16 protein-coding genes and 1 pseudogene are annotated in these 25,944 nt (G+C 66.9%); 12 read left to right on the top strand and 5 right to left on the bottom strand.

Annotated features, from left to right (window positions below):
- Positions 1–168: 168 nt before the first annotated feature.
- From RJ03_RS13105 to RJ03_RS13075, 7 genes are all read left to right on the top strand, one after another.
- Positions 169–1,014 carry an alpha/beta fold hydrolase gene (locus tag RJ03_RS13105; RefSeq protein ID WP_051024642.1) on the top strand — a complete coding sequence of 282 codons (846 nt, stop codon included), beginning with the start codon at positions 169–171 and terminating at the stop codon, positions 1,012–1,014.
- A 22-nt stretch (positions 1,015–1,036) separates the two neighbouring features.
- A complete protein-coding gene (locus RJ03_RS13100; RefSeq protein WP_036501705.1) occupies positions 1,037–1,897 on the top strand; it encodes a VOC family protein in 861 nt (286 codons plus the stop codon).
- 48 nt (positions 1,898–1,945) lie between these two features.
- Positions 1,946–3,727, top strand: coding sequence for an FAD-dependent oxidoreductase (locus RJ03_RS13095; protein ID WP_036501703.1), 1,782 nt, complete (start codon positions 1,946–1,948; stop codon positions 3,725–3,727).
- 67 nt (positions 3,728–3,794) lie between these two features.
- The gene (locus RJ03_RS13090; RefSeq protein WP_051024641.1) at positions 3,795–5,453 is read left to right on the top strand and encodes an FAD-dependent monooxygenase; all 1,659 of its coding nucleotides are present in this window, start codon (positions 3,795–3,797) and stop codon (positions 5,451–5,453) included.
- Positions 5,450–7,552: an acetate--CoA ligase family protein gene (locus tag RJ03_RS13085; RefSeq protein WP_036501702.1), complete on the top strand. Its 2,103-nt coding sequence runs from the start codon at positions 5,450–5,452 to the stop codon at positions 7,550–7,552. The genes RJ03_RS13090 and RJ03_RS13085 overlap by 4 nt, the downstream gene beginning before the upstream one ends.
- Positions 7,549–9,231 carry a (2,3-dihydroxybenzoyl)adenylate synthase gene (locus RJ03_RS13080; protein WP_036501700.1) on the top strand — a complete coding sequence of 561 codons (1,683 nt, stop codon included), beginning with the start codon at positions 7,549–7,551 and terminating at the stop codon, positions 9,229–9,231. Before RJ03_RS13085 ends, RJ03_RS13080 begins: the two co-directional genes overlap by 4 nt.
- 76 nt (positions 9,232–9,307) lie before the next feature.
- Complete coding sequence (locus tag RJ03_RS13075; protein ID WP_036501751.1) at positions 9,308–10,282, top strand: quinone oxidoreductase family protein; 975 nt, start codon at positions 9,308–9,310, stop codon at positions 10,280–10,282.
- A 28-nt stretch (positions 10,283–10,310) separates the two neighbouring features.
- Here the strand turns inward: RJ03_RS13075 and RJ03_RS13070 are convergent, their stop codons facing one another.
- The gene (locus tag RJ03_RS13070) at positions 10,311–10,784 is read right to left on the bottom strand and encodes an NUDIX hydrolase (protein ID WP_036501698.1); all 474 of its coding nucleotides are present in this window, start codon (positions 10,782–10,784) and stop codon (positions 10,311–10,313) included.
- A gap of 157 nt (positions 10,785–10,941) precedes the next feature.
- Positions 10,942–11,685 carry an ABC transporter permease gene (locus tag RJ03_RS13065; protein ID WP_373281698.1) on the bottom strand — a complete coding sequence of 248 codons (744 nt, stop codon included), beginning with the start codon at positions 11,683–11,685 and terminating at the stop codon, positions 10,942–10,944.
- Positions 11,686–11,824: 139 nt separating this feature from the next.
- On the opposite strand from RJ03_RS13065, the gene RJ03_RS13060 reads away from it, so the two are divergent.
- Positions 11,825–12,682 (top strand): phosphatase PAP2 family protein, encoded by an 858-nt coding sequence (locus RJ03_RS13060; protein WP_157163412.1) that lies wholly within the window; start codon positions 11,825–11,827, stop codon positions 12,680–12,682.
- Between the two features lie 110 nt (positions 12,683–12,792).
- Here RJ03_RS13060 and RJ03_RS13055 read toward each other — a convergent pair whose 3' ends face one another.
- Positions 12,793–14,757 (bottom strand): potassium transporter Kup, encoded by a 1,965-nt coding sequence (locus RJ03_RS13055; RefSeq protein WP_083870799.1) that lies wholly within the window; start codon positions 14,755–14,757, stop codon positions 12,793–12,795.
- Between the two features lie 243 nt (positions 14,758–15,000).
- On the opposite strand from RJ03_RS13055, the gene RJ03_RS37110 reads away from it, so the two are divergent.
- From RJ03_RS37110 to RJ03_RS13040, 4 genes and pseudogenes are all read left to right on the top strand, one after another.
- The gene (locus tag RJ03_RS37110; protein WP_157163411.1) at positions 15,001–15,351 is read left to right on the top strand and encodes a hypothetical protein; all 351 of its coding nucleotides are present in this window, start codon (positions 15,001–15,003) and stop codon (positions 15,349–15,351) included.
- 189 nt (positions 15,352–15,540) lie between these two features.
- A complete protein-coding gene (locus RJ03_RS13050) occupies positions 15,541–17,034 on the top strand; it encodes a lipase family protein (protein ID WP_245552272.1) in 1,494 nt (497 codons plus the stop codon).
- Positions 17,035–17,322: 288 nt separating this feature from the next.
- Positions 17,323–17,745, top strand: a pseudogene (locus RJ03_RS35960) (fatty acid desaturase family protein); the annotation flags it as partial.
- Positions 17,746–17,821: 76 nt separating this feature from the next.
- Complete coding sequence (locus tag RJ03_RS13040) at positions 17,822–18,322, top strand: hemerythrin domain-containing protein (RefSeq protein ID WP_036501685.1); 501 nt, start codon at positions 17,822–17,824, stop codon at positions 18,320–18,322.
- Positions 18,323–18,346: 24 nt separating this feature from the next.
- On the opposite strand, the gene RJ03_RS13035 is transcribed toward RJ03_RS13040, so the two are convergent.
- Both RJ03_RS13035 and RJ03_RS13030 read right to left on the bottom strand, forming a co-directional pair.
- Positions 18,347–19,129 carry an alpha/beta hydrolase family protein gene (locus tag RJ03_RS13035; protein ID WP_036501682.1) on the bottom strand — a complete coding sequence of 261 codons (783 nt, stop codon included), beginning with the start codon at positions 19,127–19,129 and terminating at the stop codon, positions 18,347–18,349.
- The coding region (locus RJ03_RS13030; RefSeq protein WP_157163410.1) for a non-ribosomal peptide synthetase at positions 19,126–25,944 on the bottom strand (6,819 nt) is incomplete at its 5' end. The genes RJ03_RS13035 and RJ03_RS13030, both read right to left, overlap by 4 nt.

The following is a 25,944-nucleotide window of genomic DNA, read 5'->3' as shown; positions in this document are numbered from 1 at the left end:
AAACGAGCGACAGATCGTTCGATGCGCTGCCGTGGTGTGCCCGGATACGGTGAGACCGGGCTCACACACGATAACGATATCCCGAATTCCGAAGCAGCCGACACCGCATTCGACAGCGCGCATTCGAGGCCGCGCGGAACTGCCGTGCGAGAAAGAAAAGCGAGACCAGTGACCGAAATTCACGAACGTACCGTAACGACGAACGGATACTCCACCTTTCTGCTGGAGAGTGGCGCGGAGAATCCGGAAACGGTGATTCTGTTGCACGGCGGCGGTCCCGGCGCCAATGCGTCGTCGAACTGGCGCGGGTTCATGCCGCTGCTTCCGGAGCATCGCGTGCTGGCGCCGGATCTGGTCGGATACGGTCGTACCGATCATCCCGACGAAGGCCCGGCCGCCCTGCTGGGCTGGTTGCGCATGCGCGTCGAGCAGGTCCTCGCGCTCATGGACGCCCTCGGTATCGCACGGGCGCATCTGGTCGGCAACTCCATGGGCGGCGCCCTGGCCATGCACCTGTTGATGGCCGAACCCGAACGCTTCGAACGGGTTTCGCTCATGGGCAGTGCCGGTGGCGAGGCACATCCGACGCCCGAGGTGATGCGGATGGTCACCTTCTACAAGGACCCGTCGATCAGCGCGCTGGAGAACCTCACCACGTGGTTCGTCTACGACGAAGACCTGCTGGACCGATCGGTGTCGTCGATCGTGGCCGAGCGTCATCGCGAGATCATGCGCTCCGAGGTGCGCAGGTCCTACACGCGTTTCTTCTCGCCGACCTCGACGCCGGCCGAGGCCGCGGTGCCGCCGTCGGCGCTGCGCCGGATGCCGCACCCGTTTCTGGTCGTGCACGGCCGCGAGGACCGATTCGTCGCTCCGGAATCCAGCGTCTATTTGCAGCAGCACTTGCCGAACGCGCAATTGCACATCTTCGAGAAGTGCGGCCACTGGGTGCAGATCGAAAAGGCGCAGGGATATGCCGTATTGCTGCGTGCCTTCTTGTCCGGCGCATTGTGATCGCCGCGGAAAGGAATAGAACATGAATATCGAACAGCTCGGCTATCTGGGGCTCTCGGCGCGTCACCCCGAGGCGTTCGTCACTTATGCCACCGACATTCTCGGCATGCAGCGGGTGGCGGGCGAGGACGGCACCACGCATTTCCGCATCGACGACCGCCACCACCGGGTCACGGTCGAGACCGGTGAGCGTGACGGCGGCGCGTACTACGGCTGGGAGCTGGCAGACGGCGCCGCGTTGGCCGCCGCGGTCGACGAACTCTCCGATCGTGGCGTCGCCGTCTCGGTGGCCACGGCTCGCGAGCTGGAGATTCGGCGGGTCGCCGCCATGGTGCACTTCCTCGATCCGGCGGGCAACCGCGTGGAGCTCTACCACGGCGCCGCGGCCGGCGAGGGGCAGTTCACCTCCGCCCGGGACGTCGAGCAGTTCGTCACCGGCGACCTGGGCCTCGGTCACGTCGTGCTGGCAGGTCCCGACGTCGCCGCGCTGCAGGACTTCTACACCGACATCCTCGGATTCAAGATCAGCGACACCATGCGCACTCCGTTCCGGGCGAGCTTCCTGCACACCAATCCCCGCCATCACAGCATCGCCTTCGTCGACGGCCCGTTCTTCGGCATCGACGAGCCCTTCCTGCATCACTTCATGCTCGAGGTGCCCGATATGGACCAGGTCGGCCGCACCTACGACCTGGTGCTGGACCGCGATGTGCCGGTCACGATGTCGCTGGGGCGCCACACCAACGACAAGGTCTTCTCGTTCTACGCGCAGTCACCGGTCGGAGTGAACACCGAATTCGGCTTCGGTGGCGTCCTGATCGACGACGAGACCTGGGAGCCGACCGAGATCCCGGGCCCGGACCTGTGGGGGCACCGGCACTGACAACGACGCGGCACGACGAGTCACCGATTCCCTGAGGAGCCAAGCACCATGAATACCCACAACGTCGTGGAAACCGAAGTTCTCGTGGTCGGCGCCGGACCGGCCGGCGCGGCCGCGGCCGCGTTGCTGTCCACGTACGGCATCGCCAACATCATGATCAACAAGCATGGGGGAGTGTCGAATTCACCCCGGGCGCACATCACCAACCAGCGTTGCGTCGAGGTGTTTCGTGACCTCGGTCTGGAGGCGGAAGTTCAGCGGCAGGCCACCCCGCAACGTCTGATGGGCGAGCACGTGTACGCGATGAGCCTGGCCGGGCCGGAACTGGGGCGACTGCGGACCTGGTACACCCACCCGCATTTTCAGGCCGAGCACGATCTGGCCAGCCCGACATCGGTGTGCGACCTGCCGCAGCATCTGCTCGAGCCGATTCTGGTGAACGCCGCCACCGCTCGCGGTTCGTCGGTGCGCTGCCACACCGAGTTGCTCGGTCTCGTTCAGGACGAGGACGGAGTGAGCGCGCGCGTCCGGGACCGGATCAACGGCACCGAATACGAGATTCGCAGCAAGTACCTGATCGGCGCGGACGGCGGTAATTCCCTTGTGGCGCAACAGATCGGCCTGCCCCTGGTCGGGAAGATGGGAGCCGGGGGTTCGATCAATGTGGTCTTCGAGGCCGACCTCACCCATCTCGTCGAGCACCGCCCCGGCGACATGTACTGGTTCGTGCAGCCCGGTGTGGGCCACGGCGGCAACGGCGTCGGGGTGCTGCGGATGGTGCGGCCCTGGAACAAGTGGATCGGTGTGTGGGGCTACGACGTCGACGGCCCGGCCCCGGATCTGTCCGAGGCCGAGGGCGTCCGGATCGCGCACCAGCTCATCGGTGACGACAGCATCTCGGTGCGGGTCGAGTCCATGTCGACGTGGGCGGTCAACGACGTCTACGCCGAGGACACCATGCGCGGGCGGGTCTTCTGTGTCGGCGATGCCGTGCACCGGCATTCGCCGATGAACGGTCTCGGCTCCAATACCTCGATCCAGGACAGCTACAACCTGTGCTGGAAGCTGGCGATGGTAGTGCGCGGGCAGGCCGGCCCGTCCCTGCTCGAGACCTATCGGGACGAGCGGCAACCGGTCGCCGAGCAGATCGTGCGGCGTGCCAAGCGCAGTGAGGGACTGATGCCGCCGCTGTTCATGGCGCTGGATCTGCCGCCGGCCCCGGATCCGGAGACGATGAGCCGCGCGCTGGCCGCGCTGCGAGCTCCCACCCCCGAGGCCCGGGCCAAACGGCAGGCGTTCGATGCCGCCCTGCAGGGCACGATCATGTGCTTCAACACCCACGGTGTGGAGACCAACCAGAACTACACGTCGAGCGCGATCGTGCCGGACGGTTCACCGGAGGTGCCGGCACCGCGTGACGAGGAGGTCTACTACTACGCGACGACCCGTCCCGGCCGGCATCTGCCGCATGCCTGGGTGACCCGGAATCAGAAGCGGGTCTCGACCTTCGACCTCTGTGGCAAGGGGCAATTCACGCTGATCACCGGCGTGGGCGGGGCGGCGTGGCAGGAGGCGGCCGAGGCTGTCGGCGCGCGCTTCGACGTGCCGATCCGGGTGCGGACCGTCGGCCGGGGTTGTGACTTCGAGGACAGCTACGGCGATCATCGCCGCCTCTCGGAGGTCGACGACGACGGGGCGCTGCTGGTGCGCCCCGACCACATCGTCGCGTGGCGGGCGGCGACGCTGCCCGCGGATCCGGAAAACGCACTGTCGGACGTGCTCACGGCGATCCTCGGTCGCCGCGCGCCCGTCACGGCCGCCGTCGAATGAGCACCGCCGAAACCGATCGCCGACCGCACACCCGCAGCGATTCGTACCCAGTCGAGACAGGAAACCGATGGCCCTGACAGACAAACCCTACGCACCGCCGCCGCCACTGCGGCGCGTGGCGTGCATCGGCGGCGGCCCCGGCGGTCTGTTCGCCGCGATCGCGCTCGCGCACTCCGTGCCGGGCGTCGAGATCGACGTCTACGAACGCAACGCCGAATCCGACGTCTTCGGTTTCGGCGTGGTGTTCTCCGACGCGACGGCCGACAACATCGACGCCGTCGACCCGGTACTGCGCAATGCGCTGCGCACCGACGGCCGCCACTGGGACACCATCGAGGTACATCTGAAGGGCGCCACCGTCGCGGCGGGGGGCAACGGAATGTCGGCCATCCATCGCCGTGTGCTGCTGGACGCGTTGCGGCGACGAGCCACCGAATTGGGCGCGCGGCTGCACTTCTCCGTTCAGGCCGACGTGGCGGAGCTTGATGCCCGCGGTTACGACTTGATCGTCGCCGCCGACGGCGCCAATTCGACGGTGCGCGAACGATTTGCGAGCGAGCTCGGCCATCGCGTCGATCAGGCGGCGGTCAAGTTCATCTGGTTCGGCACCACCTATCGGTTCCGGGGACTCACCTTTCTGCACGCACGGTCCGAGCACGGCAACTTCGCCGTTCACGGCTATCCGATCGGCTCGGGGCTGAGCACCTTCATCGTCGAGGCCGATGAGGACACCTGGCGGCGAGCGGGTCTCGACGGTTTCGATACGACCGCGCCGCCGGGCGAGTCGGACGAGGTGACGCAGCGCTATCTCGAGCGGTTGTTCGCCGACCGGATCGACGGACATCCGCTGGTGGCCAACAACTCTCGCTGGGCCAACTTCCGCACCCGCCGTACCGAGAACTGGTATTGCCGTAGCGCGTCGGGCACGCCGGTGGTCCTGATCGGGGATGCGGTGCACACCGCGCATTTCTCGGTGGGGTCGGGCACCAAGATGGCGATGGAAGATGCCGCCGTGCTGGCGCGGACGGTCGCCGAGCATCCGGCCGATCTGGACGAAGCGCTGCGGCGCTTCCAGGAGATCCGCCGGCCGCAGGTGGCGAAGATTCAGGATGCCTCGTTGCCCAGTCTGGCGTGGTGGGACCACTTCGGTGAGTATTACGGGGCGTTCGAGCCGTGGCAGTTCGGTTTCCACTTCTTCACCCGCGCGATTTCGGCGGAGAAGATCCGCATCCGCGATGATGCCTTCGTGGCGAGCGCCGAAGACGCGTGGCAGGCGAAATTCGCTGCGGCGCCGCTGGATACGCCGTTGCGGATCGGTGCGGACACACTGCGTTCGCGGTTGTTGGTCCTGACGCGGCACTCGGGCGATCGGGTCGTCGTCGGCGACGGCGCCACCACGGTCGACGCGCATGCGTCCGAGGGGCCCGTTCGCCTGTTCACCGCACCGGTCGACGGGACGACCTCGCTGCCGTCCTCCAGCCGCGACGATCTCGACACAGTCATCGCGACACGACCGAAAGCCGTTGTCGTACAGGGTGGTACGCCGCTGTCGCGGGCATTGTGCGCCGAACACGTCCGATTGCGGCACGGCATTCCGGTGATCGTGATCGACACACCGGCCGCCGTGCGCGTGCGCCGCGCCGCCGATGAGCGCGACTGCGCGGCGACGCTGGTGCTGTCGGGGCGCGCGGATGCGGTGGCGTTCGAGACCCGGGAGGCGCGATGACCTCCACCCGAACGACCGCCCCACGTTCCGGCCTCGACCGGTTGTTGCGGCCGGAGTCGGTCGCCGTCGTCGGCGCCTCCGAGGCGCCGGGCAAACTCGGCTCGGTCATGCTCGCGGCGGTCGGCCGCGACGATGCGACCGCCACGTACGGTGTCAACCCCCGCGCCGAGCGAGCGGGATTGCATCGCAGCCTGGGTTCGGTCGTCGAATCCCACGGCGGACCGGTGGATCTCGCGGTGCTGTGCGTCCCGGCGTCGGCCACCCCGCGGGCGCTGCGCGACGCCGCGGACTGTGGTGTCGGCGCCGCCGTGATCTGCTCCGGCGGATTCGCCGAAGCGGGTGCCGAAGGTGTCGCGCTGCAAGCGCAGGTGGCCGATATCGTCGCCGGTACCGGCATCCGCGTCCTGGGACCGAATACGTCCGGGTTCTTCCGGCCCGGCGGGGTGACGGTGAGTTTCGTCCCGACGGTGCGGCATCTGACCCCGGGCTCGGTCGCGGTCGTTGCCGCCAGTGGCGGAATGAATCACGCGCTGTCGTTTCTGCTGTCCGAACACGGTGTCGGCGTGGGACTCGGTGTGGGACTGGGCAACAGCGTCGACGTGACCGCCACCGACGTGCTCGGCCATCTGCGCGCGGATCCGTCGATCACCGCGGTGGCCCTGCACGTCGAGGCGGTAGCGGACGGCGAAGCGTTGTTGTCGGCGGTACGCGCGGTCACCGCGGTCAAGCCCGTCGTGGCGCTGGTCGTCGGCCGCAGCAACGTCTCCGCGTTCGCCGCCTCGCACACCGGCGCGCTCGCCACCTCCTGGCACACCACCCGATCGCTGCTGGCCGAAGCGGGTGCGGTGGTGGTGGATTCGGAGACGGAACTGGTCGAGGCCGTCGCGGTACTGAGCCGAACTCGACTGCCGGCGACCCCTTCGGCCGGAGTCGGGGTGGTGACCGCCCAAGCCGGTCCCGGCCTGGTGATCCTGGATCATCTCCTGGCACACCAGGTTCGGGTGCCGCGCCTGATGCCCGGCACTCAGCGCGAACTCGCTCGTGTGCTGCCGCCGATGACCTATCAGGCGAACCCGGTCGACACCGGCCGGCCCGGTCCGGCCTTCGACGTCGTGCTGTCGGCCACCGCCGCCGATCCCGGCATCGACGCGCTGGCGGTCTACGCGCTGGCGGAGCCGGATGCGGTCGATCTCGCCGACGCCGTGCATCGCGCGGGCGTACACGAGCACCTGCCTGTCGTGCTCGCCCTCGGCGGCCCGCGCGCGGCCCGCGCCGACACCACGGCTCGTGCCGGTGAACTCGGTGTCCCCGTACTCGCCGGCCCGACCGCCCTCGGTATCGGCCTGCGCGCCCTGGCCGCGGATGCCCGCAGTCGCTGGTTGCGTTCGGCGACCGCAGCCGAGCGTCCGATCCTCCCGCCGGCGTTGCCGCCGGTGCCCGCGATGTCGCTGCCCGCCGACGAGGCCGCGGCCAAGGATCTACTGGACGTCCTCGGTATCGCGACGCCTCGACGGCGCGTGTGCACCGACCGCGCCGCTGCACACGACGCCCTGACGGAACTGCCGCACCCGGTCGCGGTGAAAATCCTCGACGCCACGGTGCTGCACAAGACCGATATCGGCGGTGTCCACCTGAATATCGGCAGCGCGGCGGAGCTGGACACCGCCCTCGACGCGCTCGACGCCATCGGTGCTCCGGCCTATCTGGTGGAGTCGATGGCCGACGCCGGAGTGGACCTGTTCCTGGGTGTGCGCCGTGACCCGGTGTTCGGTCCGATCGTGGTCGCCGGCCTCGGCGGCATCGCTGCCGAGGCGATCGGTGATGTCACCATCCGCAGCGGCGCGGTCACTGTCGCGGGCGCCGCGGCGATGCTCGACGACCTGCGATGCGCCCCACTGCTGTTCGGCGGGCGCGGGGGACCGGTGCTGGACCGTGACGAATTCGCCCGGGCGGCAGTGCGTCTTGTTCGCTATCTCACCGAACACCCCGCCATCGACGAGATCGAGATCAATCCGCTGCGCTCGACTGCCGCCGGACTGATCGCCTTGGACGCGGTCGTGCCGGCCGCGCCGCATCGGCTGGAAGGAGAGCTGCCGTGACCATCCGCAGACAGGCCGCGATCGACGGTGTCGTGCCATGGCCCGACGACATCGCCGCCGAGTACCGCACGGCGGGCTACTGGCAGGGCCGATCCCTCGGCTCTTACATCGAGGCCCAGGTGGCGCGGCGTCCCGACCGGGTGGCCGTGGTCGACGGCGCCACCCGCCTGACCTATCGCCGGCTGTGGGAGCGCGCGGCCTCCTGCGCGCGGGCGCTGCTGGACCTCGGCCTCGCTCCCGGCGATCGAATCCTGGTGCAACTACCCAATTGCTGGGAGTTCGTGGCCCTCACCCTGGGCTGCCTCCGTGTCGGCATCGTGCCGGTGATGGCGCTGCCCGCACATCGCCGCCACGAGCTCACCCACCTCGCCGCGGCGGCCGAGGCCGTCGCTCTCGTGGTGGCCGACACCGATCGCGGCACCGACCTGCGCCACGTCGCGCAGCAGGTGGCCGCCGAGGTGCCGAGTGTGCGGGCCGTCCTCGTGCACGGCGAATCCTCCGCCGAGCCCGGCCGAGCGGCACCGGAATACCGGCTGGCCGACGCCCTGACCACCACCGTCGCCTTCGACGAGGCCGAGTACGCGCCGCAGGGCTCGGATGTCGCGTTGATGCTGCTGTCCGGCGGGACCACGGGCCTGCCCAAGCTCATCGTCCGCACGCACGACGACTACGCCTACAACGTGCTGTGCTGCAACGAAGTGAGTGAATTCGATTCCGCCACAGTGTATTTGGGAACACTGCCGAGCAGTCACAACTTTCCGCTGGCCTGTCCGGGCATTCTGGGCGCGCTCTTCGCCGGCGGTCGCGCGGTGATGCTGCCCTCGCCTTCGCCGCAGCGGGCGCTGGCCACCATCGATGCCGAGGGTGTCACGGTCGCGGCGGCCGTTCCCGCGGTCGCGCAGGTCTGGATCGAGCACCAGCGCGAGCACGCCACGATGCGCGGCACCACCCTGCGAGTGCTCCAGGTCGGCGGCTCGCGGATGCCGGACGAACTGGCAGCGCGCGTCGAACCGGTGCTGGGCGCGCGGTTGCAGCAGGTGTTCGGCATGGCCGAGGGCCTGATCAACATGACGCGCATCGATGACGACGCCGACGTCGTCGTGAGCACCCAGGGGCGTCCGGTCAGTGCGGCGGACGAAATTCTCGTCGTCGACGAGGACGGCAACCCGTTGCCCGACGGCACTCCGGGCGCGCTGCTCACCCGTGGACCGTACACGCCCCGTGGTTATTTCCGTGCGCCCGAGCACAATTCGCGCGCGTTCACTCCGGACGGCTGGTACGCCAGCGGTGACATCGTCATCCGCCGCCCGGACGGCAACCTCGTCGTCGCCGGCCGGGACAAGGACATGATCAACCGCGGCGGCGAGAAGATCTCCGCCGAAGAGGTCGAAAACTTCGCCTACCAGCTCGACGGCGTCGAAATGGCCGCCGCGGTAGCCATGCCCGATCCGGCTCTCGGCGAACGCCTGTGCCTGTATCTGATGTTGCGGCCCGGCTGTGTGGTGGAGCCCGCGGACATCGAGGCGGTGATGGAGGCGGCGGGTGCGGCTCGGTTCAAGATTCCGGAACGCATCGAATCGGTCGCCGCGATGCCGTTGACGAAGGTCGGCAAGATCGACAAGAAGGCGCTGCGCGACGACATCCGGGCTCGCCTGGCACGCACCGCCGAGTCCGCCTGATCCTTCGGGAGGAATGTGGCGCCGCATCGCGGGGTTGACCCGATCGTTCGACGGCAGTGAGGTGTTGGGAGTGACGATGCGAGCCCTGGTGATGACCGCCCCCGGCGGTGCGGAGAAGTCGGAGATCCGCGAGGTGGAACCGCCGCGGCCCGCCGCGGGCGAGGTGGCCATCGATGTCGCCTACGCGGGCGTGAACTTCATGGATGTGATGGCTCGCCGCGGAGATGCGGGCTATGCACCGTCGTGGCCCTACCGCCCCGGCCTGGAGATCGCGGGCACAGTGCGTGAATTGGGTGCCGAAGTCACCGGCCTCGCCGTCGGCGATCGGGTGGCGGCCGTCGCGCTCGGAGGCGGCGGCTTCGCCGAGATCGCCACGGCCCGAGCAGAACTCACCGTGCCGGTGCCGGATGCCGTCCCGTTGAGCTCGGCCGCCGCCACCCCGCTCGGCTTGGCGACCGCCCTGCTGCTGCTCACCGACGCCGGTCGCTTCACCGCCGGGGATACGGTTCTGGTGCACTCCGCCGCCGGCGGTATCGGCGGCGCGGTGGCACAGCTGGTGCCGCTACTCGGCGGTGGCCGTCTCCTGGGGACGGTGAGCCGCGCCCGCGGGTCGGTACCCGGCTATGACGCCGTCCTCGTCCGCGATGACGGCCTGGCCGACGAAATCCGCTCCGTGACCGATGGCCGCGGGGTAGACCTCGTGCTCGACCCGCTCGGCACCGAGGCCCTGGATCTGGATCTCGAGGTCACCCGCCCCACCGGACGAATCGTCTTGTTCGGCAACGCAGGTGGCGGCGCCCCCGCCCCGCTCCCGCCGTTCGGTCGCCTGCTGGGCGGCAACCTCACCCTCACCGGTTTCAGCCACCGCGGCCTCGTCGCCGGCGCCCCGTCGAAGGTCGCCGCCGCTACCCGCCAGGTGCTGGATTACCTTGCCGCAGGCGAACTCTCGCTCCCGGTCACCGAAGTGTCGTCGCTGGATGAGGTGATCACCGCACATGACCTGCTGGCATCCGGACACGGCACGGGCAAGTACGTCGCCCGTATCCGCTGACAACCGGGGCGACGCGCCGGGGGCATCCTCACGCCGAGGTTTCCGGTAGCGGGTTCCGGGCTCGGGCAAGTTCGCGGTAGTCCTGGAGGATGCGGCGAATGGAGGGAGTCACGCGGAGGTCGCCGTCCAGTGGCGCCCAGATGTAGGCGGTGTGGGCGGACAGGCGGATGGGGTACGTGGCGGCGACGTCGACGGCGAAGTGCAGGCGGCGGACCGGTTTTCCGATGGGGGACAGGTAGTCGAAATAGCCTACGTGGCTACGGATTCGGGTGACGAGCAGACCTGTCTCGGTGGCGACGCCGCGTGTCACGGCCGCGTCCAGCGGTTCGCCGGGTTCGACGGTGGTGCCGGGAAGTTTGAGGGTGGCCTTGACGGGGCCGCTGTCGTCACGTTCGAGCAGCAGAACCTGCCCGCCACGATCGATGATCACGCCGATTCTTAGTGCGACACCGTCGTTTTGCGCGCGTTCGTACAGTTCGTCGAGCATGGATGCAGGCATCATCCGACTCACCAACCCTCGATCGGTGCACCACGCGGGTAGTGCAGGGGATGACCCATTATGACGGTAGAACATGGTCGCGCGTGGCAGGACGGCGTCCGCGCCCCGAGATCGAGCGTGTCGACGGCGAGGTGGTCCGCGTGGTCGAATAAATCGGTGTTCAGTGCCGAGGTCGTCGTATTCGGCCCCGAGCGACGAGTTCGACGGTGACCGCCACCGCGCACGATTGCGCGAGCAGCAGGCCGAGGAGCACGAGGATCTGGACCGCGGCTGCTCGGCCCGCGGAGCCGCTGGCGATGAGGACACCGACGAATGCCCCTGGCAGCGTGACCAATCCGACTGTGCGGGTTTGGTCCACGCCGGGCAGCAGCGCGTCGGCCGCGGTGGAACGGATGATTTCCAGGCGTGCGTGGCGGTCGTCGAAACCCAGGCTCATGGCCGCCTCGATCTCGCCGCGCCGGTCGTGAACGGCGTCCAGGGCGCGGCGTGCGGCCAGCGAGGTCGCGGTCATGGCGCCACCGAGGATGATGCCGCCCACAGGGACGACCGCGGGCCCGGAAAGAGGGACGACACCGCTGACGAGCATCACCGGAAGGACGGCAGCCCACCCGGCCGCGAGGGCCGCGGCCAGCCATGCTCCGGAGCGTCCCGCTCGTGCTCGGCGAGCGGAGGTGAACACCGCGGCCGCGAACATCACGCCCAGAACGAGAAACGAGGACCACAGATGGCGCAGGGCGGCGGCGAGCACCAGCGCGACCACACTCAGTTGCACGACCGCGCGAACGGCCGCCCCGGGCACGATCAGCATCGAGCCGAGGTAGGCGAACCGGTACACCGCTGCTGACGCGGCCACCAGAACCAGGCACAAAACCGCCAAACCCACACCGGGCGATGCGACGTTCACCGTTCCCACCTTCTGTTGCCGCCGGGCTGCTGTCCAGCTCGGCCGGTACCAGGAGGTATCGGCCGAGCGAGCGTGCTTCCACGGATAGCCAGGTGGCGCACTCAGCGTTTCCACAGCGGTGCTTCGCGACACTGGGCGCGTGTCAGCGATTGTCGATGTCGTCCACGGGTTGGTCGACGAGGTCCGTACCGAATCGTCGAGCAGGGAGATCGCGGTCGGTGCGTCCGCTCTCGGTACGGCTGTCCTTCTCGCCTCGGCCCTCGCCGGCCGGGTCGGCGATTCGCCGGTGTCCGGCGTGCGCGTCGGCTGGTCCGCACTGCGAGCGCTCGTGCTTGCGGCGTTGTTCGTGGTGGTGGCGGTGCAGGTCGCGGAGTCCGGATGGATCACCGGAGCCGATGCGGCCACCCTGCGATGGTTCGTCGAACATCGCAACGGCACCGCGACCGCGTGGGCGCGGGCGATCACCGAGATCGGCAGTCCGGTCGGTGTGGCAGCGTCGGCGGTGATCGTGGCGGGGATGCTCGCGTGGCGGCGGCGCAGTGCTGTTCCGGCCGTATTCGTCCTCGGCACAGTGGGTTTCGCGGCCGGCGCGAGTACGTTGACGAAACTTGCCGTCGCGCGGTCGCGTCCCCCGGCCGCCTTGCATCTGATGGCCGAAGCCGACTTCTCCTTCCCTTCCGGCCACACCACGGCCACCACGGCCTTCGTCGGTGCGGTGCTGGTCGTGTATGCGTCGACGCGGCCCGGGTACGTGCGCACAGCGGCGGCGAGTGTCTCGGCCGCGGTGATCGTAACGATCGTCGCGGCCACCCGGCTGTATCTGGGAGTGCACTGGCTCACCGATGTGGTCGGCGGCGCGATGCTCGCAACGGCGGTCACGCTGGCGGCGGCGACGGTGCTGCTGTGGATGTCCCAATCCGCCGGCGACGGTCGGTGGCGATCCGGACCGGGCCCGGCCGTCGTCGCTGCGGTCCCGGCGGACAACCGATCGGCATGATCGGGCGGCGGACAACGGTCGAGGGCCGGAGCTGAGCGAGTCGGCCGGTGCCTGGCGTTCGATGCGGTGCAGTAACCGGGCGATCCGAACTCCGGAATCGGCGTCGAGGGCTATACCTCGATCTGGGAGCCCATGATGATGGTGCGGTCGCGGGGGAGGCTGAAGTAGTCGGCGGCGTCGGCGGTGATGTAGGACGTGGCGATGAACAGGCGTTTGCGCCAATCCGCCATGGTCGGGGTGGTGCCGCGGCGGAGTTCGATGGTGGACAGGAAGTAGGAGGCGTGGTCGAGGTCGAGCGGGCCTTCGGTGTCTCGTTCGTCGACGAGGGTGAGTGCGTGCGGAACGTCGGGGGTTTCCATGTAGCCGTAGCGGGCGGTGACGTGGGTGATGCCGTCGTCGGGCGGTCCCAGCGGGTCGGTCGCGATGCGCTCGTTGTCGGGGATGCGGGGGACGGGTTCGGTGTGGATGGACAGGATCACGATGTGGTGGTGGCGCACATGGTTGTGTTCGACATTGGCGCGCAAGGCGAGTGGTGCCGTTTCCTTGCCGCGGTTGAGGAAGATGGCGGTGCCGGGAACATGCGTCGTGGCGGGTGTGCCGGCGGCGAGTTCGTCGACGAATGTCCGTAGCGATCCTTCCCGCCGGATTCGTTCGGCGGTCACGATCCGGCGCCCACGTTGCCAGGTTGTCATGACCGTGAATGCGGTCAGGCCGATCAGCAGCGGCAGCCATGCGCCGTGGGCGAACTTGGTGAGATTGGCTGCGACGAACAGCAGATCGACGGTCAGCAGTGGCAGTGCCCCGGCGGCGAGGATCCAGCGTGGGATGTGCCAGCGGGTTCGCGCGACGTAGAAGAACAGCAGGGTGGTGATGGTGATGGTTCCGGTCACCGCCATGCCGAAGGCGAAGGCCAGCGCGGTCGAACTGCGGAACGCGAAGACGAGGGTGAGTACCGAGACCATCAGCAACCAGTTGATCCACGGGACGTAGATCTGGCCGATCGTGGACTCGGAGGTGTGCGCGATCCGCAACCGCGGCAGGTAACCCAGTTGCGCGGCCTGGGAGGCGACGGAATACGCGCCGGTGATCACCGCCTGGGACGCGATGACCGTGGCGGCCGTGGCCAGCAGCACCAGCAGCAGCCGTGCCCACCCGGGTGCCAGCAGGAAGAAGGGGCTGCTGATGTTGCGGGCGTCGTCGAGGATGAGCGCGCCCTGCCCGAGATAGCTGAGTGTGCAGGCGGGAAAGACGAGGATCAGCCATGCGCGGGTGATGGAACGGCGGCCGAAATGTCCCATATCCGCGTAGAGTGCCTCGGCGCCGGTCACCGCGAGCACGATCGCGGCCAGCGCGAAGAACGCGGTTCCGAAGTGTCCGATCAGAAAGCCCAGCGCGTATGTGGGCGACAGCGCCTCCAGGATGCGGGGATTGTGCAGGATGCCGCTGATTCCGCAGGTGCCGATGGTGAGGAACCACGCGATCATGATCGGGCCGAACATCCGCCCGACCGTCGCGGTGCCGCGGCGTTGCACCACGAACAGCGCCACGATGATCACGACCGTCACCGGGATGACAAGATCCTTCAACGCCGGCTCGACGACCTTGATGCCCTCGACAGAGGACAGCACCGAGATCGCAGGCGTGATCATGCTGTCGCCGAAAAACAGTGAGGCGCCGAAGATTCCGAGCGCGGCCAGGCCTATGGCCGCTTTTCGCCCGCGCGGTGAACTCCACCGGCGAAGCAGCGTGATCAACGCCATGATGCCGCCTTCACCGTCGTTGTCGGCGCGCATCGCGAGCAGGACATAGGTGACGGTGACGATGATCATCACCGACCAGAACACCAGCGACACCACGCCGAACACGTTGTCGGCGTTCACCGGCACGGGATGAGGGTCACCCGGGTCGAAGACGGTCTGCAGGGTGTAGATCGGGCTCGTCCCGATATCGCCGAACACCACTCCCAGCGCGCCGACCACCACACCCCAGCGCACCGTATCGGTGTGGCTCGCCGGCCGGTCCGGCTCCACCTCGAACGCGGGACCGCCTCCGATGGTGCCCTTCGCCGCTGCCATGCTGCTCCTCCACATCGCGGTGCCACGCCAGTCGGACGATACAACGCACCGCCTCCGCTGCCGGTGAGAGCACGGCCGCGGGGCCACCGCGTCCCGATGTGTCGCCGGCCCGGGACCGGCGGTGGAGAGGCTGAAAGACGTGTTGCGGCGGGCAACAGCATATCTGTCGCAGGCAGAGTTACCGGGGAACGCCTTGCCGATCGTGAAACAGCTTGCCGCAGAAGGAAGTCCCCCGGATATGACGTGCCGGTCTTGATTGCTCGCCGGCCTGTTCACGATCCGGTGCGGCGAAACTTCACCGCAGAGGGCCAAAATCGTCTGTGGCTCAACGATATCACTGAACATCGCACCGGTGAAAGAAATGTCTACCTGTGTACGGCGAAAAATGGGTCCTGCAACCAGGTCATCGGTTATTCCATCGATTCGTACATGAAGTCGCCGGCGGTGCGCGAGTCGGACGCTGCTGTTGCGCGCCGCGGTGATGTCGCCGGTGGTGGTTCTGCGCGCCGATCCGGTGCGGTACAACGTGCTGGACCGGCAGCGGTGGGGCAGGTGAACAATGGGGGCGCGATCGTGACCCGATCGAAACCGTGATTATCGGCGCTGGCGTCAAGCCAGTCTCCAGCGACTGATCCGCGATCGAATACGAGACAATCAGCACCTCGGCGACAATACGGGCATGTAGCCGCCGTTACCCGATCGTGCGACGGCTCTCGAGCAGTTCCTCCGCACTTTCAGAGGCCATTGTTTCCCGCTCGGAGCGCGGATATATATGCACTTCCATTGCGTACAAATTTCGCAACGCGCGTTCTTTGGTCAGGATCGCAGACGCTTGCTAAAGTCGCTTCGCACAACCCCTGGCAGGGGGCACTCCCCGCGGTTTCGTCCGAACAAAGGATGTGGCTTGTGAGAGGGTTTTTGGCAGCTGTGGTAACCGTTGTCGTCGCTGGTGCGTTGTTGGGCGAACCGCCCGCTCGGGCGGACGAGGGTCCGCCCATCGGGCCGATGCCGCCGTTGTCGCCCGTGAATCTCCCTCCCTCCCCGCTACAGAACTGGATCGACGCGAACATCAAGCCGCCGCAATTGACCACAGGCCCCGGTGACCAGCAGGCGGCATTGTGGCGGGCGATATTGTCGTCGCCGACCGGGGATCAGACCTTCGATGCGTGGCCTGCGAATCTCGCCGGCCTGGAGCCGGGACAGATCATCGAGACGCGGGACGTGACGGCGACGGCAGCTCAGCATATGGCGGTACCGATCCAGCGAGCGGAGCTGCTGAAGTTTCGCTCCACCTCGGGGACGGGCACGCCCTCCTTCGGTACCGCCACATTGATCACGCCGGCGGCCTCGTGGGACGGTCCGGGGTCTCGCCCGGTGGAAGTGAACGCCATGCCGATCAACGCACTCGGGTTGCACTGCACGCCGGGCTATCAGTTGTCGCACGACATACTCGATCGAACCAATAGCGATCTCGTGTGGTTTCTGCCGGCCATCTGGTCGGCCCTGAACAAAGGTCACGCGGTTCTCCTGCCCGACCATGAGGGCCCATTGATGGCCTACGGCGAGACGAATGTGGCCGGGCACATGATGCTCGATTCGATTCGCGCCGTGCGTAATGCGTTGCCGGAGTTCGGTAACAGCCGCTATGTGGTCGACGGCTACTCGGGTGGAGCGATCGCCGCGTACGCCACCGCGATGTTGCAGAGCGAGTACGCGCCGGAGCTGTCGGACGTGCTGATGGGGGTGGCCTCGGGTGGACTGGCCGCCGACTACCGGAATATCGCCCACCGCTTCAACGGCTGGATCGCCTCCGGCATTCTGTTGTCGGTGTCGACGGCGATAGCGCGCGAACATCCGGAGGTGCTCCAGTACATGAATAATCTCGCGCAGTGGGTGACGACTTCTCCGACGCGAGATCTGTGTGGTGACGCCGACGGGCCGCTCGGCGTCGTCGGTATCCCGATGGACGTGGCGACCAATATCGGCAACCCACTCGACAGCCCGGTGGCCGAAAATCTGTATCGCCAACTGGATCTGTCCGACCGGAGGTCGGGTGTGCCGCTGTATATCTACCACGGTGCGTGGGATCCCTGGATTCCCCTCGAGGACGCTCAGCGTATGTACGGTGAACAATGCAGCCGGGGCGTTCCGGCCATTTTCCGCACAGTGCCCGGTGAGCATCTGAGTAGTTACGTCACCAGCTTTCCCGGCCTCGAGGACTGGATCGACGCGCGACTGCGCGGCGAACCGGCACCGAGCGAATGCCCCGGTAGGTAGCCCGGTAATTGTGGCCGGATTTCGCGGCAGGAGGGCGTTGCGGCAGAACCGTTTCCAATAGCCATACCTCAGGTTGATCCTCGTCGGGTGAATGAGAGACGGGCTATGACGGTTTCGGACGTGCCCAGGTTCGCGATCACAAACGCTACCTCTGGGTCCTGAGTTCAGTTGGCGCCGCAGGAGCTCTACTGCCCGGCAACTGGTGACCTTCACGGCTCGAATTGTTCTGGCGGATCGGCCCTGTCGCGGTGCTCGGGGTGATTCCGCTCCTCGACATCGCGATGGGAGTCGACAGCAGAAGCCCGCGCGAGGAAGCGATTCGGCGAGTCGCTCTGGAAGTTCCTGCCCCGCAGCTCCCTGGGCGGCTTCCGCTCGGCGCTCGCCCTGGAACGAGAACGCCTGTCCCACCATGGACACAGGTGGTTCAGCCGGCACAACAACCTGCTGCGCAGGCGCCGTCCGGACGGTCGTTACGCGCGGTGTTCACCGCGCGACAGTTGGAACAGCGACCGCCTCGTGACCAATGTCTTCCTGTTCCACCTGCAACGCCACAGCGACCGCCACGCCAACCCGGGCCGCCGTTACCAGACTCTGCGCACCTCCGAAGAGTCGCCGCAGCTGCCCTATGGCTACGCCGCCGGTGTCGGCCACCCGGGTCCGCCACGCCGACATCGCGGCCGATTGGGCCGACGATGGGCGGGTAAGGCGTAGATAGCCGACCGCCGGTCGCGTGGCCGCAGCTGCCGCATCGGCGGTTGTCCGGAACTCGGATCCTTCAGGAGGTTTCATGTCCACCGACGCCATCGTGCTGCTGCGCGAGGACCACAAGCAGATCCGCAAATTGTTCCGCGAATTCGAGAAAGCGGGCCCCGACGCGCACGCGACGAAGAGCCGTATCGTCGACAAGATCATCGAAGCGCTGACCGTGCATACCTATCTCGAGAACGAGGTCATGTATCCCGAGGTCCGCGAGCTGGTGCCGGAGGTCGAAGACGACATCCTCGAGTCCTACGAGGAACATCATGTCGCCGATGTCCTGGTCATGGAGTTGTCCACGATGAAGCCCGAAGACGAACGCTTCACCGCGAAGGTCACGGTGCTGATCGAGAATGTCGATCATCACATCGACGAAGAAGAGGACGAATGGTTCCCCAAGGTGCGAGAACACCTGGGGCGGAAACAACTTCAGGATATCGGCGCTCGGATGCTGAAATTGCGGGAGAAGGCGCCGACCACCCCCGCCGCCCCGAAGGCCCTCAAAAAGGCACTCGACGCGCTCACCGCCTGAACCGTCGTCGACAGCGGATGAGGTTCAGCGCGCCAGCTCCAGGACCGCCGAGCGGCAGGCCGCCCACGCGGAGGACGCCACATCGATGAGTGCGAAGTGGTCGACGCCGGGGAGCACCAGTAGCCGGGAGTCGTCCCCGGCGCGTCGAGCCGCGGCGACGAAGCGCTGCGACTGGCTGAGTGGTACCTCGTCATCGGCCGTGCCGTGCACGCAGATCGAGGGGACACTCATCGGAAGCAGTGCGCTGGGACAGGCCGGCGTGCAGGACTCGGGGTCGTCGGCCCGAGCGCCCAGGAAGCTTCGGACGGCTCCGGAACCCAGGTCCTCCTGCAGTGCGAGCTCGAGGTCCAAAACTCCTGCCTGACTGACGAATCCGGTCAGTCGTACGCGGGGCGTGGCTCCGGGAGAACCGGCGGGCAGCGACCCTCGACCTGCCAGCCAGCCGGCGAGCTGACCTCCCGCGGAGTGCCCGATCGCGACGACTCGGGAGAGGTCGAGACTGCCGACTTCCAGGCTCTGATTGATCGCGGCGAGCAGGTCGGCAGCGGCGGCGACGTCGAGACAGGTCGCAGGCCAACCTCCGCCTCCGCGGTCCGGGTCCTCGCCCACCCTCCGGTATTCGATGTTCCAGGCAGCGAAGCCGTGCCGGCTCAGATCCTCGGCCAGATCGGAGGTCAGGTCCGCGCCGTAGGCCGTTCGCCAGAAGCCGCCATGGATGACCATGGCAACCGGCCAGAGGCCGGGCCGGTCGGGAACGCTGAGAAAGCCGTGCTGACTCGGGTGGGTGCCGTAGCGCACCAACGTCATCGGCGGGAACCCTCACTCAAGCGATCGATCAGGAAGCCGAGCCCGACGGTGCCCCCGGTACCCCGGCGGTCCCCGATGAAGCGGCGGACCACGTCCAGATGGTTCAGACGCCACCGCGTGAGGCCGGCGATGAATACGTCGAGCTGCGCGCCCAAGTGGACCCGCTGCCGTCGGTCCTTGCTGTCGCCGTCGCGCCGGTCGTCCACGATCTCGAGCAAAGCTGTCACGGGAGCGTGTCGAACGCCGGCCAGCATGGTCGCCAGCTGGGTCGACTGTGCCGCACTCACCCCCTGCAACCGAGGCCGGAACTGTTGGAACGCGTCCACCGTGAGATGTTGCAGGGCACTCTCTGTCGACATCATCAATTCGAGCACGGCATTGGCCCGCTTCATCCGATCGATCGCCCGGTCGAACTCCGCCCGGCGGGCGGACTCCAGCGCGAGCTCGAGGTCCATCAGGATCTGCGAAACCCACAGTTCCGAGGTCTGGTGAACGATCAGGAAGTACCGCTCGTCGCTCCACGCGGAACGGTCGCCGTTGGCGAACAAGGGCTGAACGGCGCCGAGCAGCTCGTCGAGGTGAAGGTAATTCGCGTAGCTGAGGCGCTCTTTCCCGGGCTTCTTCTCGGCCTCGGAGGCGCCGGCGTGGTCAGCCAGATCGCCGACCGGGCACGCAGCGGGAAATGTGTCCACCGAGCCGGCATCGATGTGCTGCTGACAATCCTGCGCTGGAGCAGTATCGGAACGAGTCATCGTGGTCCCACCTTGTCGCGCATACGCGCAGATCCCGCCGAGGGCTTCGAACCACAGTCGGCTGAGCCTCGTGATCGCCGCGCGATCGAGCTTGGATGATGCCCACGTCCACTGGGCATGCAGGTGCGGGCCGCTGTCGCTGTCGACGGTGACAGCATTCACGGCCGCGGTGTGCGCCAATGGCATGGCGTGATCGGCGTTGCCGCTGTCGGTGAACAACGAACCCCAATAGCCGATCCGCCAGACATCACCATCGGCCGAAGTGTCGAGCACGGGTACGCCCAGGCGCCCCAGATAGTTGAATCCGATCTGCGGGTCGGAACCGGTCACGTCGACATCGGTGTTCAGATAGCGCAGCACGCCGTAGGTCACCGGGTTCGGGACCGTACGAAGTTGCTGCTCGGCGTCATGGATCACTGCCCCCAGCGCTGTCTCGCCGGCCGCCACCTGCGACCATGACAGCCCACCCACCGCCAACGACACCGGGTATTTGGTCGTGAACCACCCCACGGTGCGCGACAGGTCGACGTCGGGGGCCAGCTCCTCGTCGCGCCCGTGGCCCTCCACGTCGATACCGATCGGTGTGCCGCCGTTGCCCAGAAACTCCGTCCACGCCAAGGCGAACGCGATCAACAGGATCTCGTGCACTCCGGCATGGAGCGCCGCGGGCACCTCACCGAGGATCGTGCGGGTGGTCTCGACGTCCAGCGACACCTCCATGTGCTCGGCGGTGGCAAACGTATCCTCGGGCTGCACCGCCGGCAGCGCGGCGGGGATCGCCGTCACCTTTCGCCAAGCGGCCGCCTGGCCGACGGTTTCGGGGCGGCGCGCGTGCTCGGCCAGCAGCGACGCCCACCGGGCGAACGACGTCCCGGCTGTCGGCAACGCGACTTGCTGCCCCGCACGGTGTTGGGCCCAGGCGGTGTTGAGGTCGTCCAGCAGAATCCGCCACGACACGACGTCGACGGCCAGATGATTCACCACCAGCGCCAACTGGCGGGTGGACGCGACCCACAGCGCGGCCAGCATCACCCCGGCGGCCGGATTCAACCGAGATTGCGCCTTCGTCAGCTCTTCATCGGACAGCTCGTCGACCGATTGCAGACAAGCGCTCGCATCCACCGACCCCGCCTCGGGCACCTGCAACGACCACTCGCCGTCGCCGTCGCCGTCGCCGTCGCCGTCGCCGTCGTCGTCGACGCGGAGCCGCAGCATGGCATGCCGGTCCAGCAGGGCTTGCACCATCTCCACCACGTCGGTCTCGGTGACACCCGTGGGCGCCTGCAACAACGCCATCAGATTGAACTGTTCGATCGGGCCGCGAACACTCTGCAGCCAGCGCATGATCGGGGTCGCGATCACCGGCCCGAGACCCTCGTCGATCGGGCGATCCGCACTGCCGGCCACCTCGGCCACCTCGGCCAGACGGGCAACGGTCTGCTCGACGAAAATATCGCGCGGCCTGAACACGAGGCCGGCCGTCCGGGCCCGCGCCACCACCTGCGTCGACGAAATACTGTCTCCGCCGAGGTCGAAGAAGGAGTCGTCGACGCCGACGCGGTCGAGTCCGAGTGTGTGGGCGTAGATGGCGGTGAGGACTTCCTCAGTGGCCGTGGTGGGTGCGCGGTAGTGGCTGGTGGTGTATTCGGGTGCCGGTAGGGCGCGGGTGTCGAGCTTGCCGTTGACGGTCAGTGGCAGTGCCGGGAGTGTCATGATCGCGGAGGGGATCATGTAGGCGGGGAGTTTTCGCGTGAGTTGGGTGCGTATCTCGTTCGGGTTTGCGGTGCCGGTGATGTAGGCGACGAGGCGTTTGTTTCCGGGTTGGTCTTCGCGGGTGATGACGGCTGCTTGTTCGATGCCGTCGAGTTGGGTGAGGGCGGTTCGGATTTCGCCGCATTCGATGCGGTAGCCGCGGATTTTGACTTGTTCGTCGGCGCGTGCGACGTAGTGGAGTTGGCCGTCGTTGGCCCAGCGGACCAGGTCGCCCGTGCGATACATGCGTGTCCCGGGTGCGTATGGGCAGGCCACGAACCGTGATGCGGTCAATGCGGGCCTGCGCCAATACCCGTAGCTGACTCCGGCGCCTGCCACGTACAACTCGCCGGTGACGCCGATCGGCACCGGTTGTAACCGGCGGTCGAGGACGAACAATGCTGCCTCTGGTACTGCTGCCCCGATCGGCGGTTTTCCCGATCCGCCGCTCAGGGGTGTGGTGAGGGTGACGCACATGGTGGTTTCGGTGGGTCCGTAGCCGTTGATGACCGTGTGCGTGGGTGCCCACTGGTCTACCACTTGGGCGGGGCAGAATTCGCCGCCGAGTATCAGGGTGACCGATTCCAGCCCTTGTGGTGTCAGCATTGCTGCGGCGGTGGGTGTTTGGGTCAGGACGGTGACGTGTTCGGCGGCGAGAACGTCGTGAAAGTCGTTGGGGGAGCGGGTGATCGCGTCGGGGATGACCACCAGTCGTCCGCCGTGGAGCAATGGGCTCCAGACTTCCCAGACGGAGACGTCGAAGGCGAGCGAATGACACTGCGCCCACACCTGTTCGGACGCGGGAGTGGGGCCGATGTTCAGGTTTGTCAGTAGTTGGGTGATGTTGTGGTGTGCGGTGGCCACGCCTTTGGGGGTCCCGGTGGTGCCGGAGGTGTAGATGAGATAGGCGATGTTGTCCGGGCTGGGCGCGGGTAGTGGAGTACTGGGTTGGGTGTCGAGTGCGGGGTCGTCGACGTCGATGACCGGTATGCCGAACCCGTCCAGCCGCTGGGCCAGGTCGGCGGTGGTGATCACGGCTGCGGGTGTGGCGTCGGTGAGCATGAATTCGATTCGTGCCCTGGGGTGTTCGGGATCGATGGGTAGGTAGGCCGCCCCGGTTTCGAGTACCGCGGTGAGTGCGGTGATCGCTTCTGCCGAGCGTTCCATCAGTATCCCGACCACGCATCCGGGACCGACACCGTGGCCGGTCAGCAAGTGCGCGAGCCGGTTCGCGGTCCGGTCGAGTTGCTGGTAGGTCCAGGAGTTCTCGCCGCAGGTGAGTGCCGTTGCGTTGGGGATGCGGGCGACTTGTTCGGCGAACAGTGCCGGCACCGACATCGCTGAGGGGGTGTGCGTGTGCAGTACCGCGCGGTTGCCGATCTCGTCCAGCCGGGTGTGTTCGGATTCGTCGAGCAGGTCCACCGATGACAGGGGTTGTTCGGGGTTGGTGGTTATCGCCATCAGTACTCGTTCCAACCGTTGGATGAGTGTGTTGATGGTGGTGGTGTCGAAGATGTCGGTGCGGAATTCGACTGCGCCGGTGAGACCGGCGGGTTCGCCGGTGTCGGTGAAGCGTTCTCCCAGGGAGAAGGCTATGTCCATGCGGGCGCTGTGGGTGTCCAGCGGCAGGGAGGTGACGTCGAGATCCCCCAGCGCCAAACCGGCTTCGGCTTCGTTGTTGTATCCGGCGAAGTTCTGCCACGCCAGTAACACCTGGATCAGCGGGTGATGTGTCAGCGATCTGGCTGGGTTGAGTCGTTCGACCAGCACTTCGAAGGGCACGTGTTGGTGTTCGAATGCTTCGAGGCTGCGCGTGCGGACCTGGGTGAGGAGGTCGGTGAGGGTGGGGTCGCCGCTGAGATCGACTCGTAGTACGAGGGTGTTGACGAAGAAGCCGACCAGTTCGTCGAGAGCGGGGTCGCCACGGCCGGCGACGGCGAATCCGACCGCCACGTCGGGGTTGGCGCTGATCTTCGACAACAGGATCGTCAGGGCGGCTTGGATCACCATGAAGTTGGTGGCGTTGTGTTCGCGCGCTGTCCGAGTGAGGTGTTGCTGCAGTTCGGCGGGCCAGTCGATGACGACGCGGGCGCCGTGTTGGTCGGTGGTTGCTGGGTAAGGTCGGTCGGTGGGGAGGTCGAGGTGTTCGGGCATCCCGGCCAAGGTCTGTTCCCAGTACTCCAGCTCGGTGGTGATGCGGCTGTGGGGGTCGTGTAGTTCGCCGAGTTGGGTGCGTTGCCAGAGTGCGTAATCCACGTACTGCACCGCCAACGGTGCCCAACCCGGCGCCCGTCCCGCGCAGCGGCTGGCGTAGGCCACACTCAAATCCGCTGCCAGCGGCCGCAGCGACCAGCCATCCGCGGCGATATGGTGCATCACGATCACCAGCACGTGTTCCTGATCCGAAACAGCGAAAAGCCTTGCCCGCAACGGAATCTCGGCCGCCAGGTCGAACGGGTAGCGCGCTGCCTCGTTCACGGCGGCGTCGAGCCGGGTGTGCGACCATCCGGTCGCATCGACGACGTCGCACCCGAAAATGACCCGCTCAATGGGGACAACCACCTGCCGGGGTGTTCCCTCGGTCGCGCGGAACACCGTGCGCAGGCTTTCGTGACGGCCCACCACATCGGCCAGCGCCGCACCCAGAGCGTCGACATCGAGCCCACCGCTCAGCCGCAACGCCGCCGCCACGTTGTAGACCGGGGAGGGTCCTTGGAGTTGGTCGATGAACCAGAGTCGTTGCTGGGCATACGACAACGGGATCGCGTCGGGTCGTTCCACTGGTGTGAGTTGTGGGAGTCGGCTCGAGCCCGCAGTGTCGATTCGGGGGGCCAGGTGGGCGACGGTGGGTGTGTCGAAGACGGTGCGTACGGACAGGTCGGTGTCGAGGGTCGTGTTGATCGCGGCGATCAGGCGCATCGCCGACAGCGAATCTCCGCCGAGGTCGAAGAAGGAGTCGTCGATGCCGATATGGTCCAGTCCGAGTATTCGAGCGTAGATCGTGGTGAGGATTTCCTCGACGGGCGTGGTGGGTGCGCGGTAGTGGCTGGTGGTGTATTCGGGTGCCGGTAGGGCGCGGGTGTCGAGCTTGCCGTTGACCGTCAGTGGCAGCGCGTCCAACGTCATGATTGCGGCGGGGATCATGTAGGCGGGGAGTTTTCGCGTGAGTTGGGTGCGTATCTCGTTCGGGTTTGCGGTGCCGGTGATGTAGGCGACGAGGCGTTTGTTTCCGGGTTGGTCTTCGCGGGTGATGACGGCTGCTTGTTCGATGCCGTCGAGTTGGGTGAGGGCGGTTCGGATTTCGCCGCATTCGATGCGGTAGCCGCGGATTTTGACTTGTTCGTCGGCGCGTGCGACGTAGTGGAGTTGGCCGTCGTTGGCCCAGCGGACCAGGTCTCCGGTGCGGTACATGCGTGCCCCGGTTTCTCCGAAGGGACAGGCCACGAACCGCGATGCGGTCAACGCGGTGCGACGCCAATATCCGCAGCTGACTCCGGCGCCGGCGACATAGAGTTCACCGGGCACTCCGATCGGTACCGGCCGGAGCCATTCATCCAGCACGAACAGTGCTGCTGTGGGCATCGGTGCCCCGATCGGTGGTGCCCCCGATCCGGGTGTCAAGGGTGTGGTGAGGGTGACGCACATGGTGGTTTCGGTGGGTCCGTAGCCGTTGATGACCGTGTGCGTGGGCGCCCACTCGTCGATGACCTGGGCGGGGCAGAATTCGCCGCCGAGTATCAGGGTGACCGATTCCAGACGTTGGGGTGTCAGCATCGCCGCCGCGGTGGGTGTTTGGGTCAGCACGGTGACGTGTTCGGCGGCGAGAACATCGTGAAAGTCGTTGGGGGAGCGGGTGATCGCGTCGGGGATCACCACCAGTCGTCCGCCGTGGAGCAATGGGCTCCAGATTTCCCAGACGGAGACGTCGAAGGCTAGTGAATGACATTGCGCCCATACCTGTTCCGGCGCAGGCGTGGCGCCGGTGTCGAGGAACGCCAGTAGCTGGGTGATGTTGTGGTGGGTCGTGGCCACGCCTTTGGGGGTCCCGGTGGTGCCGGAGGTATAGATGAGGTAGGCGATGTTGTCCGGGCTGGGCGCGGGTAGCGGCGTGCTGGGTTGAGTGTCGACAGCAGCGTCGTCGACATCGATGATCGGTATGTCGATACCGTCGAGTCGTCCGGCCAGATCGGCGGTGGTGATCACGGCTGAGGGTGTGGCGTCGGTGAGCATGAATTCGATTCGTGCCCTGGGGTGTTCGGGATCGATGGGTAGGTAGGCGGCTCCGGTTTCGAGCACTGCCGCTATCGCGGT

This window comes from Nocardia aobensis NBRC 100429, from assembly GCF_000308375.1.
GTDB lineage: Bacteria > Actinomycetota > Actinomycetes > Mycobacteriales > Mycobacteriaceae > Nocardia > Nocardia aobensis.
This window is presented reverse-complemented; position numbering and strand designations above follow the sequence as displayed.

Coding starts and splice junctions, on each gene's coding strand:
- RJ03_RS13100 (WP_036501705.1), top strand. CDS start 1,037: ATGAATATCGAACAGCTCGGCTATCTGGGGCTCTCGGCGCGTCACCCC.
- RJ03_RS13095 (WP_036501703.1), top strand. CDS start 1,946: ATGAATACCCACAACGTCGTGGAAACCGAAGTTCTCGTGGTCGGCGCC.
- RJ03_RS13090 (WP_051024641.1), top strand. CDS start 3,795: ATGGCCCTGACAGACAAACCCTACGCACCGCCGCCGCCACTGCGGCGC.
- RJ03_RS13085 (WP_036501702.1), top strand. CDS start 5,450: ATGACCTCCACCCGAACGACCGCCCCACGTTCCGGCCTCGACCGGTTG.
- RJ03_RS13075 (WP_036501751.1), top strand. CDS start 9,308: ATGCGAGCCCTGGTGATGACCGCCCCCGGCGGTGCGGAGAAGTCGGAG.
- RJ03_RS13070 (WP_036501698.1), bottom strand. CDS start 10,784: ATGATGCCTGCATCCATGCTCGACGAACTGTACGAACGCGCGCAAAAC.
- RJ03_RS13055 (WP_083870799.1), bottom strand. CDS start 14,757: ATGGCAGCGGCGAAGGGCACCATCGGAGGCGGTCCCGCGTTCGAGGTG.
- RJ03_RS13040 (WP_036501685.1), top strand. CDS start 17,822: ATGTCCACCGACGCCATCGTGCTGCTGCGCGAGGACCACAAGCAGATC.
- RJ03_RS13035 (WP_036501682.1), bottom strand. CDS start 19,129: ATGACGTTGGTGCGCTACGGCACCCACCCGAGTCAGCACGGCTTTCTC.